The sequence below is a fragment of the Pedobacter gandavensis genome (genome assembly GCF_032678465.1).
In the GTDB taxonomy this organism is placed as follows: Bacteria; Bacteroidota; Bacteroidia; order Sphingobacteriales; family Sphingobacteriaceae; genus Pedobacter; species Pedobacter gandavensis_B.
In genome coordinates this window covers 231,202-244,535 of the sequence record NZ_JAVTSK010000005.1, presented here as the reverse complement: position 1 = coordinate 244,535, position 13,334 = coordinate 231,202, and the positions used below count along the sequence as shown (strand labels likewise).

Here is a 13,334-nt window from a genome sequence, read left to right as displayed (position 1 = left end):
CAGTATGGCGCTAACCATCACTTCATTTTTAAATACTTTGTAATAATTGTTTAACGGATTGTACTGCACCGTCTTCGAGTAATATTCTTTTCTCAATGCATTCCGGTAGTTGTGATTCAAAGTGCCCAACGTAAATTAACGTGGTGCCGTCCTTACACAATTCATCTACCAGCCTGTTGAAATGTTGTGTTTGTTGCTGATCTAAACCCTGACAAGGTTCATCCAGGATCAGTATTTCTGGTTTTTTAACGATTGTTCTGGCCAATAAGGTTAAGCGTTGTTTCCCTAAAGGCAGCTCGTTCATCAAGGTGTTTTTGTAGGCCGATAATCCGAAATATTGGATCAGTTCATCTACCTGAGCATGTTTTGTGGAACCCGGACTGCAATACAATCCTGAGCTGTCGTAAAAACCAGAGGCGATACTTTGCCAAACGGTGGCAGAAGCATCAAAGTACCAGTGTAACTCTGGTGAGATTAAGCCAATGCGCTCTTTGATCTCCCAGATGCTTTCCCCAGTTCCTCTTTTATTCCCGAATAAGTAAAAATTGTTGGCATAAGCCTGAGGATGATCTCCACTGATTAAGCTCAATAGCGTAGATTTTCCAGAACCATTATGACCTTGTAAAAGCCATTTTTCACCTGCTTTCACTTCCCAGTTGATATCTTTTAATACCTGTTTGTCTCCATATCTGATATTCACATCAATCATTTTGATGATATGATCACTGGAATCTGAACCAGGAACAACTTCCCTTTGAAGAAAAGCAGGTAAAGGCCTAATGATTTCTTCCACTTTATTCTGATTCAATTCAGGGGAAGAAATTTCTTGTAATTTACCCTCTTTTAATACTGCAAAGCGATTGATCGTTACTGGCAATTCTCTATCATTACCAATAATGATCAATTGTGTTCCGTTTTCCGATATTTCGGTTAATAAATCATTCAGATTTGCACGGGAAAGTTTATCTAATCCATTGTAAGGTTGGTCTAAGATCAACAATTGAGGTTTAGACCATAAAGCCTTGACCAATTGTAATTTCTTATGTTCTCCGCTAGATAACTGTAAAAGTGAGGAGTTTTTTAAAGCAGCAAAACCTAAAGCGGTTAACAGCTGCTCTAAAGTTTCAAATGAAAGTTGCTGGTCATTTCCAAAGCGTGTCAACTCTGCAATCACTGTGGCAGTAATTGCAGTAGCCAAGCTCTGGTAACGTTGTTGGTAATAGAAATTTGACGCCCCTTCAAGATCTTTAAATTGATACCAGTTGGTCACATAATGAACCTTTGCCGGTAATGCAGAAGATGGATCAAAATTCAATTGAATGTCGCCCTGTAGGGTAGGGACCAAACCTGCAATTGCTTTCGCTAAAGTAGTTTTTCCACTGCCGCTTTCGCCACATAATAACCAATGGTCATTGCGATTTATCGTCCAGCACAAATCCTGTAATACAGGTTTCTGCTGATACTTTAAATTAAGGTTATGGATATGGACGACGGGATTAGACATTATCTTGTTTGTTCAAATTCTTCAATTAATTGCTTTTGGTTTAAGATGAAATCGATGTCATCATAACCGTTGATTAAGCAGGATTTTTTATAGGCATTGATTTCAAAACCTTCTTTAGCACCTGTAGCAACGATTGTAACAGTTTGATTTTCTAAATCAATTTCCAGTGCTGCGTTATGGTCTTTTTCAACAGTGTCAAAGATTTCTGCCAGGAAAGCGTCTGTAACCTGGATCGGTAATAAACCGTTATTCAATGCATTTCCTTTGAAGATGTCGGCAAAGAAACTGCTGATCACCACATCGAATCCGGCATCCTGAATCGCCCATGCAGCGTGCTCACGACTACTGCCACAACCGAAGTTTTTTCCTGCAACCAGGATTCTTCCGCTATAGTCTGGGTTGTTCATTACGAAATCAGCTTTTAAAGTCTGATCACCATTGTAACGCCAGTCGCGGAACAGGTTCTCACCAAAACCTTCACGGGTTGTTGCTTTTAGAAATCTTGCCGGAATGATCTGATCGGTATCAATGTTCTCTATGTTTAAAGGCACAACTGCCGAGGTTAATTTTTCAAATTTTCTCATGATTCTTCGGATTAAGCGTGTGCGGTTTCGTCTAATAAAGTTCTTACATCGGTTACCTTACCCGTAATTGCAGCAGCAGCTGCGGTTAGCGGACTGGCTAAAAATGTACGGGAATCCGGACCTTGACGGCCTTCAAAGTTTCTGTTGGAAGTAGAAACACAATATTTTCCTGCCGGAATTTTATCCTCATTCATTCCTAAACAAGCACTGCATCCTGGTTCACGCAATTGAAAACCTGCAGCTTCGAAAATTTGATCTAATCCTTCTGCAATGGCCTGTTGTTCTACTTGTTTAGAACCAGGAACGATCCATGCAATTACATTTTCAGCTTTCTGGCGACCTTTTACAAATTGAGCTACCTCACGTAAATCTTCAATTCTGGAATTGGTGCAGCTACCGATAAATACGTAATCAATCGCTTTTCCTACCAATTCTGTATCTTCTTCGATGCCCATGTAATCCAAAGCTTTCTGGAAAGAAGCTTGTTCAGAAGCAGCCTGATCAGCTGTTGACGGAATGTGTGCATCAATGCCCATACCCATACCTGGATTTGTGCCGTAGGTAATCATTGGACTGATGTCTGCTGCGTCAAACGTTAATACGCTATCAAATTTCGCATCAGCATCGCTATATAATGTTTTCCAATAAGCAAGTGCTTTATCCCACTCTTCACCTTTCGGCGCAAATTCTCTTCCTTTGATGTAATCGTAAGTGATCTGGTCAGGGGCAATTAAACCACCTCTGGCACCCATTTCAATACTCATGTTACAGATCGTCATTCTCGCTTCCATACTCAAAGCTTCAATGGCCGAACCTGCATATTCGATAAAATAACCTGTACCACCGGCAGCAGATATTTTAGCAATAATGTATAGAATAATGTCTTTAGCAGAAACACCAGTACCCAATTCACCATTCACCTCGATCTTCATCGTTTTAGGTCGCTGTTGTAATAAACACTGTGTTGCAAATACCTGCTCCACCTGTGAAGTACCGATACCAAATGCAATGGCTCCAAATGCACCATGTGTAGAAGTATGACTATCGCCACAAACCATCGTTTTTCCTGGAAGGGTAATTCCTAACTCCGGACCGATCACGTGTACAATTCCCTGGAAAGGGTGACCTAAACCATACAGTTCAATGCCGAATTCAGCACAGTTTTTAGTCAGCATATCTACCTGAAAACGGGAAAGCTCCTCTTTAATCGGCTGTAGCTGATTTAAAGTAGGAACATTATGATCTGCCGTAGCAACAGTTTGCTGCGGACGGAATACAGGTAAACCTCTTTTGCGTAAACCATCGAATGCCTGAGGTGAAGTTACCTCATGAATCAAATGGGTATCGATATATAAAATATCAGGGAATCCAGCTTCGCTTTTTACAACATGCGCATCCCAAATCTTTTCTACTAATGTTTTTGACATCTTTTATTCTTTTTAAATGGCTGAAGCTGATAAAGCCTCAGCCGTTTTATTGGTGATTAGGCAGTTTTAATTGATTTCATTGCGGTCATCGCTTTTCTCAGCTCTGCACCAACAAGTTCCACCTGATGTGAACGAATCACTTCATTTACTGAAATCAATGCTCTGTTATCCACAGCACCGTCTTTACCTTCATTAAAGTTTTTACCTACCAATTCAGTATCTACAGTTTTCATGAATTCAGCAAGTAATGGCTTACAAGCGTAATCAAATAGGTAGCAACCATACTCAGCAGTATCAGAAATTACACGGTTCATTTCGAACAATTTCTTACGAGCAATCGTGTTAGCGATCAGTGGAGTTTCGTGCAATGACTCGTAGTAAGCCGATTCAGGTTTGATACCTGCTTCAACCATAGTTTCGAAAGCCAATTCTACACCAGCTCTAACGAAAGCAACCATTAAAGTATAGTTGTCGAAATATTCCTGTTCGCCAATTTTAACATCACCTGCAGGTGTTTTTTCAAATGCAGTTTCGCCGGTAGCAGCACGCCATGCCAATAAATTTTTATCACCATTTGCCCAATCTTCCATCATGATACGGCTAAATTCACCACTCATAATGTCATCCTGATGCTTCTGGAACAATGGACGCATAATCGTTTTCAATTCTTCAGAAATTTCAAAAGCTTTGATTTTAGCGATATTGCTCAATCTGTCCATCATCGCAGTGATACCACCTTGTTTCAAGGCTTCAGTGATCACTTCCACACCATATTGAACCAATTTAGAAGCATAACCTGGATCGATTCCTTTTTCTACCATTTTATCAAATGATAGGATTGAACCGGTTTGCAACAAACCACAAAGAATGGTTTGCTCACCCATTAAGTCAGATTTCACTTCCGCAACGAAAGATGATTTTAATACACCTGCCTTATGGCCACCAGTACCAACGCAATAAGCTTTAGCTTGTAATAAACCTTTTCCTTCCGGATCATTCTCAGGGTGTACTGCAATTAAGGTAGGTACACCAAAACCACGTACATATTCCGCTCTTACTTCACTACCAGGACATTTTGGAGCCACCATAATTACCGTAAGGTCTTTACGGATCTGCATGCCTTCTTCTACAATGTTGAAACCATGTGAGTACAATAAAGTAGCACCAGATTTCATCAATGGCATTACTGCGTTTACTACTGCAGTATGTTGTTTATCCGGAGTAAGGTTGATCACTACATCAGCTGTAGGGATTAATTCTTCATAAGTACCAACTGTAAAATTGTTTTCCGTAGCATTTTTCCAGGAATCTCTTTTACCTTCGATAGCTTCTTTACGTAAAGTATAAGAAACGTCTAAACCGCTATCTCTTAAATTTAAACCCTGGTTTAATCCTTGTGCACCGCAACCGATCACTACTAGCTTTTTGCCTTTAAGCGCATTTACGCCATCCAGAAACTCTGAACTGTCCATGAAATCGCATACACCCAGTTGGTTTAATTTTTCTCTAAGAGGTAACGTGTTGAAATAGTTTGACATCTTTTTTTTTTATTTGATTGTAAAGGTTCTTTTTAATTGTTGTTATTATTGATCACTCTTTTGATGGCTGATGCACACCCATAGTGGTAAGCATCGTGTATTGGGAAAAACTGTAATGCGTCTTTTGCGCTGTTTAAAGTCACGCCGAAGACGGTCGTATAGGAAATATAATTCACAAACACCTGATTTTCCAGATCCGCTTCCAGTTGATCAATTGTGCTGATCATGAGTTTTTTCATGTCATTGATTTCTTCCTGGTTGATGAATCTCTCTGGTTTTGTACCTCTTCTAAATTCATCCATGTACTGTGGACTGATCTTTGGAGGGATAGCAGACAGCAAATAAAAAAGTGCCTGCTGACTGGTGATGATGTGTCCAAAATTCCAGATGATGTTGTTGTTAAAACCTTCAGGAACCTGATTCAACTCTTCAACCGTAGAGTTCTCAATCAAATGAATGAAGTTCTTTCTGATTTGTCTGGCGTTATTTAAAAGCTGTTCCATATTTCCTATTGTTCATCCGTTTTACGACGGAGCTTACATGCTAAATACATTTTTCTCTGCATCCAGGAATTCGTTTTCGATCACATCCTGTCCTGGTTCTCTGCGTTCAAATTCTCTCAGTTTGCGATTAAAACCATCGCTGTTTTTGATGATTGCCACTCTTGCACTTCTTACAAATTCGATCAAACCATAAGGTTGTAAAACCTCGATCAGTTTATCCGTTTCTTCACGGTGACCAGTAGTTTCAAATACCGTGTAGTCTTTACGGATCACTACTGCTCTTGCACCGTTCTCACGAAGTAAACGCTCTACTGATACAAGTTCTGAAACGGTATCGGTAGGCACTTTGTAAAGCGCCATTTCCTGCCAGATGATGTCTTCGTTCGTATTGAAATATACTTTCAAAACTTCTACCTGTTTCTCAATCTGACGCGCAAGTTTACGTACCACATCTTCTGTTTCGTGGATCACGATATTGAAGCGGTGGATGTGCTCAATCTCCGAAGGGGAGGTGTTTAAACTCTCAATGTTGATTTTTCTTCTTGAAAATATAATGGCAATACGATTCAATAAGCCGATTTGATTCTCGGTGTATACGGTAATCGTAAATTCCTGTTTTTCGTTTGTTTCTATATCCTGGGAATTGCTCATGATCTTTAATTATTTAAGTCTGATTTCACTTACACTGCTACCTTGGGGAACCATAGGGAACACATTGTGTTCTTTGGCTACCATTACTTCCAGAAGGAAAGAACCTTTATGGTTCAACATCTCTTCTAATGAACTTACTAAGTCTTCACGCTCTGAAACTTTTTTACCGGCGATATAATAAGAATCGGCAAGTTTCACGAAATCCGGACTGGTGATGTCCACGAAAGAGTAGCGTTTCTCATGGAACAGTTGTTGCCATTGGCGAACCATTCCAAGGAATCTGTTATTTAAGATCATGATTTTTACATCAATGCCGCTTTGCATGATGGTACCCAATTCCTGTAAAGTCATTTGGAAACCTCCGTCGCCGATTACCGCAACCACGGTACGGTCTGGGGCACCAAATTTAGCACCGATAGCAGCAGGTAAGCCGAAGCCCATCGTACCTAAACCACCACTGGTCACATTACTCCTGGTATGGTTGAATTTTGCATAGCGACAAGCCACCATCTGGTGCTGACCAACGTCGGTTACAATCACTGCTTCTCCTTTAGTCAGGATGTTCAATTGATTGATGACCTCACCCATGGTTAATTCTCCTGTTCCAGGATTTAATTCTGATTGAATGACAGTTTCTAATTCAGTTTTATCGAAAGCTCTGAACTCAGCTAACCATTCTGTATGTTTTTTCTCTTCTACTAAAGCAGTTAAAAGCGGTAAAGTTTCTTTACAGTCTCCCCAAACCGGAACGTCTGCTTTCACATTTTTATCAATTTCAGCAGGGTCAATGTCTAAGTGAATCACTTTCGCTTGTTTGGCATATTTGTCTAAACGGCCGGTTACACGGTCGTCAAAACGCATTCCGATAGCGATCAGCACATCACAGGCATTGGTCTGTACATTCGGACCGTAGTTGCCATGCATTCCCAACATCCCAACGTTCAAAGGATGGTCTGTAGGAATCGCACCAGCACCTAAGATTGTCCATGCCGAAGGAATACCGCTTTTCTCTACGAAAGCTTTAAATTCCTGCTCTGCATTTCCCAGGGAAACCCCCTGGCCGAACAACACAAATGGTTTTTTTGCTGAATTGATTAAGGCTGCAGCCTGCTCGATATATTCGGTACGAACATTTGGTTTCGGACGGTAACTACGAACGTGATCGCAAGGCGTGTAGCCTTCAAAATCAAACATTTGTAGCTGGGCGTTTTTAGTGATATCGATCAATACCGGACCTGGTCGCCCGCTACGTGCAATATAAAATGCTTTCGCTAATACCGCAGGTATCTCAGTTGCATCTGTGATCTGGTAGTTCCATTTCGTTAGCGGAGTGGTAATGTTGATCACATCTGTTTCCTGGAAAGCATCTGTACCTAATAAGTGTGCGTACACCTGACCAGTGATACAAACCATTGGCGTACTGTCGATTTGTGCGTCTGCCAAACCTGTTACCAGATTTGTAGCACCCGGGCCACTGGTTGCAAATACTACACCCACTTTTCCGGAAGTACGTGCATAACCTTGTCCGGCATGTGTGCCGCCCTGTTCATGACGTACTAAAATATGTTTTAACTTGTCTTTGTAATCGTATAATGCATCATAAATAGGCATGATGGCACCACCTGGATAACCAAAAATGGTATCGGTACCTTCTGCTATTAATCCTTCCAATAAAGCCACAGAACCAGAAACATTTACTGTTTTCTTCGGCTCTGTTAAGGTGGTTGCTTCCTCTTGTGCTATGTCCATTGTTTTTCTTTTAAGTATGGGGTTTCTTAAATTGATTAGTGAGTGTAGGCATCAGTTACACAGCCTTCGCTGGCATCGCTTACTTGTTTCAGGTATTTGTAAAGCACACCTCCTTTGACGGGTGGTGGTAACTGTTTCCAAACCGCTTTACGATTTGCCATTTCTTCTTCGGTAATTTGAAGGTTTAAAGTGTTGTTTACCGCGTCAATAACAATGATGTCATTGTCGTGTACAAAAGCGATATTTCCACCGTCCCAGGCCTCAGGAGTAATGTGACCAACCACGAAACCGTGTGTACCACCAGAGAAACGGCCATCAGTAATTAAAGCAACTGATTTTCCAAGTCCCGCACCAATAATGGCTGAAGTTGGTTTCAACATTTCCGGCATACCAGGAGCTCCTTTAGGACCCACTTGTCTGATCACCACTACATCACCTTTTTTTACTTTACCACTTTGAATTCCAGCGATCAATGACTTCTCGCCATCAAATACGCGAGCCGGACCTTCAAATCTTTCTCCTTCTTTACCAGAGATCTTTGCTACGGAACCTTTTTCTGCGATGTTACCATACAGCATTTGAAGGTGACCAGTTGCTTTGATCGGGTTAGTTACCGGAAGAATTACTTTTTGTGTATCAAAATCTAAATCTAATGCAGATTCAACATTCTCAGCCAATGTCTTTCCAGTTACGGTGATACAGTCGCCATGAATCAGACCTACTTTCAAAAGATATTTTAAAATGGCAGGAACACCACCAATCTCATGTACATCTTCCATTAAGTAATTACCACTAGGCTTTAAATCTGCCAATACAGGAGTGGCATCACTTACCGCCTGGAAATCTGCTAAATTCAAGGTCAATCCTACTGATTTTGCCATAGCAATTAAATGCAGTACCGCATTTGTAGAACCACCCAACACCATTACGGTTACAATTGCATTGTGAAATGCTTTTTCCGTCATGATGTCTGTAGGAAGTATATTTTTTTCTAATAAAACACGGATGGCTTTACCAGCATTTAAACATTCCGCTTTCTTCTCTTCACTTAAGGCTGGGTAAGAAGAGCTATAAGGTAAGCTCATCCCTAAAGCCTCAATTGCCGAAGCCATGGTATTTGCGGTATACATACCACCACAAGCGCCAGCGCCCGGGCAGGTATGACGAATAATTCCCTGGAAGTCTTCTTCATCTAAGTTTCCGGCTAATTTCTCGCCAAGAGCTTCAAAAGCAGAAACGATGTTTAATGTTTTTCCTTTATATTTTCCGGAGTGGATACTTCCACCGTATACCATAATCGCAGGACGATTTAATCTGCCCATAGCCATGATAGAACCCGGCATGTTTTTATCGCAGCCAGGCAATGCAATCACGCCATCGTAATATTGTCCGCCACAAATGGTTTCAATTGAATCTGCAATGACATCTCTGGAAACCAAAGAATAACGCATTCCATCTGTACCGTTAGACATTCCATCGCTTACGCCAATGGTGCTGAAGGTTAAACCGACCATTCCATTATCCCAGACACCTTCTTTAACAATTTTAGCTAAATCATTTAGGTGCATGTTGCAGGTATTTCCATCGTATCCCATACTTGCAATGCCGACCTGGGCTTTGTCCATATCTTCTTTGGTCAAGCCAATTCCATATAACATGGCTTGGGCAGCAGGCTGGGTTGGATCCTGCGTGAATACTTTACTGTAGCGGTTTAATTCTGGTGATTGTGACATATTATATGATTACTTCGTAATTTTGTTTTTCTAACACTAAACATTTGTAAGTGCGTTGTATGGTGGCTCCAACACTATCGTTCCATCTTACCGGGAACTGATATTCGTCTATTGATGCAATTCCTGCGATCTCTGTAGCGGTACCACAGAAGAAAGCGCTGTCTGCATGTTTCAAGTCAGTTACGGTCAGGTGTTTTTCAATCACTTCTATATCCAGGATATGACATAGTTCGATGACTGTTGCACGGGTGATTCCTGCTAAAATATTTCCTAGTGGTGGGGTGTATAATTTTCCGTTTTTCTCCATGAAGATATTTGCGCCTGGTGCTTCGGCGATGTTGCCATTCATGTCCAATAACAATGCTTCATCAAATCCATTGCGTTTCGCTTCAGTAGTGGCTAAAATGGAGTTCACATAGTTGCCACTTACTTTCGCCTCAATAGGGGAGGATTTAGGATTTGGACGTTCATAGCTTGAAATGCCAACTTTTAACTGCTCATTACCAAGGTAAGCACCCCATTCCCAGGCACAGATCATGATAGATACTTCCGTAGCTGCAACCAGAGACATATTTGGCGCACAGTATACCAAAGGACGGATATAAGCATCTTTTAAATTATTCAATTGAAGTAACTTATAGGTTTGCCTGATCAAGTCATTGATGTCCCATGGGAAAGGCATGTGAACCAATTCTGCTGATCTCTTCAATCTTTCGAAATGTTCTCTTACTTTGAATACCCTGGTTCCGTTATGTGTTCTATATGCTCTGATTCCTTCAAATACAGCATAGCCGTAGTGCAGTGATTGCCCATAGATATCGGCGGTGGTGTCGGTGGCTTTCTGAAACTTGCCGTCTAAGTATAACACTGTATTTGAATTGAAGTATTTCATTGGTTAAAGCTCTAGGTATGGTATGGGTTCTTGTCTTGGTTTTGGTTCATTAAAAAAGCGCCACTTGTGGGGGGCGCTTGAGTTTATTTTTGTATCTAAAATATTCTATTGCAGCGCCTTGTCCTTCTGAATTACCAGCAGAAGAATCACATTAATAATGACAATAATTAAGGCGGTGATGTTAAGGTTCATTTTAGGTCTTTATTAGCAGGTTGTATTTGTTGTTGCTTTATAAATCCAATTTAGGTCTTGTGATCTATACTATCAATAGCTGCGCAAAATTATTTGAAAAAAAATATAATTCTTTATTTTGATTACATATCAAAATATAATATTTGAAAAGTCGTACTTTTAATCACTTTACGTGGATGGTACTATACCAAATATGAAATCGGTATTCGGTATGGGTATTATGCTTGCATTGTATTTTCTCTCATATTCCGCCTAAAATTGAAGAATGGTCAAAAAAGTTGAAGAAAATACGACTAAAATATAAAGGACTGGCCAAATAAAATGTGGTCGATATTTTATGCTGAAATTATGGGTATTTCGTCGTTTTATTTCAAAAAAAGTAGGCTTACGTTAAGGAAATAAAGACTGCCGCATAAAAAGACTGAAAAATTTGAAATGTGGGAAAATGTAAAGCCAGGCAATCCTCACAATAAAAAGGTATTTTTAGCCAATTCCTTAAATATATCAGAAAATACGACTATTATTTTGTTTTATTTCGGAATAAAATATGGTAATGATATGGTCAGGGAGAAGAGGACAGAATTTATAGGTATCCTGAATTTGAAGATGGTCAGAAGAAAATACACTCCCATGCCTTGCATTCAGGAGCAGTATCAATAGAGTTCCCTATAAAAAATAAAAGGCAAAAAAAAAGGATGCTCTTTCGAACATCCTTTTTTTATTATGCTTTAAATATTAAGCAACCCCTTCGGCTAGAACAATAACTTTGTTTTTTAAAACCTCTACAACGCCACCTTTAATATTAAAGGTTTGATCGCCATTTTTGGCTTTTACAATTACTGGTCCGTCTTCCAAGGTTGAGATAATAGGAGCATGGTCATGCAAAATTTGAAATGAACCCATGGTACCTGGTACAGTAACAGCTGTTACTTCGCCTTCAAAGACTTTTTTATCTGGTGTTAATATTTCTAGTGTCATATTCAAAGTGTATGCGCTTTAATTAAAATTAAGCGTTTGCTTCAGCTAATAGTTTTTTACCTTTTTCGATTGCATCTTCGATACCACCTACTAAGTTAAATGCAGCCTCTGGATATTCATCAACTTCACCATCCATAATCATATTAAATGCTTTGATGGTATCTTTAATGTCAACCAATACACCTTTTAAGCCTGTAAATTGCTCAGCTACGTGGAATGGTTGAGATAAGAAACGTTGAACACGACGCGCACGGTGAACGATTAATTTATCTTCTTCAGATAATTCGTCCATACCTAAGATCGCGATGATATCCTGTAACTCTTTGTAACGTTGTAAAATTTCTTTCACACGTTGAGCTGTGTTATAGTGCTCGTCACCTAATACTGCTGGAGATAAGATTCTTGAAGTTGAATCCAATGGATCCACCGCAGGATAAATACCTAGCTCAGAGATTTTACGAGACAATACTGTAGTTGCATCTAAGTGGGCAAACGTGGTAGCCGGAGCCGGATCCGTTAAATCATCCGCAGGTACATAAACCGCCTGTACAGATGTAATTGATCCACGTTTAGTTGAAGTAATACGTTCCTGCATTAAACCCATCTCTGTTGCCAAAGTTGGTTGGTAACCTACCGCAGAAGGCATACGACCTAAAAGTGCCGATACTTCAGAACCTGCCTGAGTGAAACGGAAGATGTTATCAACGAAGAAAAGGATGTCTTTTCCAGCGCCTTCGCCATCACCATCACGGAAGTATTCCGCAACTGTTAATCCTGATAATGCTACACGAGCACGTGCACCAGGAGGCTCGTTCATCTGACCGAATACCAATGTTGCTTTAGAATCTTTTAATTTTTCTGTATCAACCTTGCTCAAATCCCATCCGCCTTTTTCCATCGAATGAAGGAAGTCTTCACCATAGTTGATTACACCAGATTCGATAAATTCACGTAAAAGGTCATTACCTTCACGTGTACGCTCACCTACACCAGCAAATACTGATAAACCAGCATACGCTTTCGCGATGTTGTTTACCAACTCCATGATCAATACTGTTTTACCAACACCAGCACCACCGAATAAACCGATCTTACCACCTTTAGCGTAAGGCTCTAATAAATCGATTACTTTGATACCAGTAAATAGTACCTCTGATTCAGTTGATAGCTCGTCGAATTTTGGAGGAGCATTGTGGATTGGTCTACCGTTAGTTTTATCAATCGTGTTGATACCGTCGATAGCCTCACCAACAACATTGAATAGACGACCTTTAATCTGATCACCAACAGGCATTTTGATAGGTGCGCCAGTATCTACTGCTTTCATGCCACGAACTAAACCGTCAGTCGAGTCCATTGCGATTGCACGTACGCGGTCTTCACCAAGATGTTGTTGAACTTCTAAAACGATCTTTTGACCGTTTTCTTTTTCAATCTCTAATGCAGAGAAAATTTGAGGTAAATGAGCATCGTCAGCAAAACTCACGTCAACTACCGGTCCTATAATCTGCGCTATTTTTCCAATGTTAGGCATATATTGTTTTGGGTAAAATTATAAATATCAAAATGTTAAAGGCCGTTTT

General features: G+C 40.2%; 11 protein-coding genes. All 11 read right to left on the bottom strand.

Annotated elements, in window-relative coordinates; all coding sequences use genetic code 11:
- Positions 1-28: 28 nt before the first annotated feature.
- The gene (locus R2Q94_RS11450; protein WP_316821597.1) at positions 29-1,504 is read right to left on the bottom strand and encodes an ATP-binding cassette domain-containing protein; all 1,476 of its coding nucleotides are present in this window, start codon (positions 1,502-1,504) and stop codon (positions 29-31) included.
- Complete coding sequence (gene leuD, locus R2Q94_RS11445; RefSeq protein ID WP_316821596.1) at positions 1,504-2,088, bottom strand: 3-isopropylmalate dehydratase small subunit; 585 nt, start codon at positions 2,086-2,088, stop codon at positions 1,504-1,506. The genes R2Q94_RS11450 and leuD overlap by 1 nt, the downstream gene beginning before the upstream one ends.
- An 11-nt stretch (positions 2,089-2,099) precedes the next feature.
- Positions 2,100-3,515, bottom strand: a complete 1,416-nt coding sequence (gene leuC, locus R2Q94_RS11440; RefSeq protein WP_316821595.1) for a 3-isopropylmalate dehydratase large subunit — start codon at positions 3,513-3,515, stop codon at positions 2,100-2,102.
- A gap of 56 nt (positions 3,516-3,571) precedes the next feature.
- Positions 3,572-5,053, bottom strand: coding sequence for a ketol-acid reductoisomerase (gene ilvC / locus R2Q94_RS11435; protein WP_316821594.1), 1,482 nt, complete (start codon positions 5,051-5,053; stop codon positions 3,572-3,574).
- A gap of 32 nt (positions 5,054-5,085) precedes the next feature.
- Positions 5,086-5,556, bottom strand: a complete 471-nt coding sequence (locus R2Q94_RS11430; protein ID WP_316821593.1) for a DinB family protein — start codon at positions 5,554-5,556, stop codon at positions 5,086-5,088.
- Between the two features lie 33 nt (positions 5,557-5,589).
- Positions 5,590-6,207: an acetolactate synthase small subunit gene (ilvN, locus tag R2Q94_RS11425; protein ID WP_316821592.1), complete on the bottom strand. Its 618-nt coding sequence runs from the start codon at positions 6,205-6,207 to the stop codon at positions 5,590-5,592.
- 9 nt (positions 6,208-6,216) lie between these two features.
- Positions 6,217-7,956, bottom strand: a complete 1,740-nt coding sequence (gene ilvB / locus R2Q94_RS11420; RefSeq protein ID WP_316821591.1) for a biosynthetic-type acetolactate synthase large subunit — start codon at positions 7,954-7,956, stop codon at positions 6,217-6,219.
- Between the two features lie 35 nt (positions 7,957-7,991).
- Positions 7,992-9,689, bottom strand: a complete 1,698-nt coding sequence (ilvD, locus tag R2Q94_RS11415; RefSeq protein ID WP_316821590.1) for a dihydroxy-acid dehydratase — start codon at positions 9,687-9,689, stop codon at positions 7,992-7,994.
- Between the two features lies 1 nt (position 9,690).
- Complete coding sequence (locus tag R2Q94_RS11410) at positions 9,691-10,581, bottom strand: branched-chain amino acid transaminase (RefSeq protein ID WP_316821589.1); 891 nt, start codon at positions 10,579-10,581, stop codon at positions 9,691-9,693.
- 927 nt (positions 10,582-11,508) lie between these two features.
- Positions 11,509-11,751: an ATP synthase F1 subunit epsilon gene (gene atpC, locus R2Q94_RS11405; protein WP_316821588.1), complete on the bottom strand. Its 243-nt coding sequence runs from the start codon at positions 11,749-11,751 to the stop codon at positions 11,509-11,511.
- A gap of 28 nt (positions 11,752-11,779) precedes the next feature.
- A complete protein-coding gene (gene atpD / locus R2Q94_RS11400; protein WP_316821587.1) occupies positions 11,780-13,285 on the bottom strand; it encodes a F0F1 ATP synthase subunit beta in 1,506 nt (501 codons plus the stop codon).
- Between the last annotated feature and the right edge of the window lie 49 nt (positions 13,286-13,334).

What these genes read in the sequence shown, in the direction of transcription:
- R2Q94_RS11450 (WP_316821597.1), bottom strand. Translation starts at nt 1,504, where the DNA reads ATGTCTAATCCCGTCGTCCATATCCATAACCTTAATTTAAAGTATCAG.
- leuD (WP_316821596.1), bottom strand. Translation starts at nt 2,088, where the DNA reads ATGAGAAAATTTGAAAAATTAACCTCGGCAGTTGTGCCTTTAAACATA.
- leuC (WP_316821595.1), bottom strand. Translation starts at nt 3,515, where the DNA reads ATGTCAAAAACATTAGTAGAAAAGATTTGGGATGCGCATGTTGTAAAA.
- ilvC (WP_316821594.1), bottom strand. Translation starts at nt 5,053, where the DNA reads ATGTCAAACTATTTCAACACGTTACCTCTTAGAGAAAAATTAAACCAA.
- R2Q94_RS11430 (WP_316821593.1), bottom strand. Translation starts at nt 5,556, where the DNA reads ATGGAACAGCTTTTAAATAACGCCAGACAAATCAGAAAGAACTTCATT.
- ilvN (WP_316821592.1), bottom strand. Translation starts at nt 6,207, where the DNA reads ATGAGCAATTCCCAGGATATAGAAACAAACGAAAAACAGGAATTTACG.
- ilvB (WP_316821591.1), bottom strand. Translation starts at nt 7,956, where the DNA reads ATGGACATAGCACAAGAGGAAGCAACCACCTTAACAGAGCCGAAGAAA.
- ilvD (WP_316821590.1), bottom strand. Translation starts at nt 9,689, where the DNA reads ATGTCACAATCACCAGAATTAAACCGCTACAGTAAAGTATTCACGCAG.
- R2Q94_RS11410 (WP_316821589.1), bottom strand. Translation starts at nt 10,581, where the DNA reads ATGAAATACTTCAATTCAAATACAGTGTTATACTTAGACGGCAAGTTT.
- atpC (WP_316821588.1), bottom strand. Translation starts at nt 11,751, where the DNA reads ATGACACTAGAAATATTAACACCAGATAAAAAAGTCTTTGAAGGCGAA.
- atpD (WP_316821587.1), bottom strand. Translation starts at nt 13,285, where the DNA reads ATGCCTAACATTGGAAAAATAGCGCAGATTATAGGACCGGTAGTTGAC.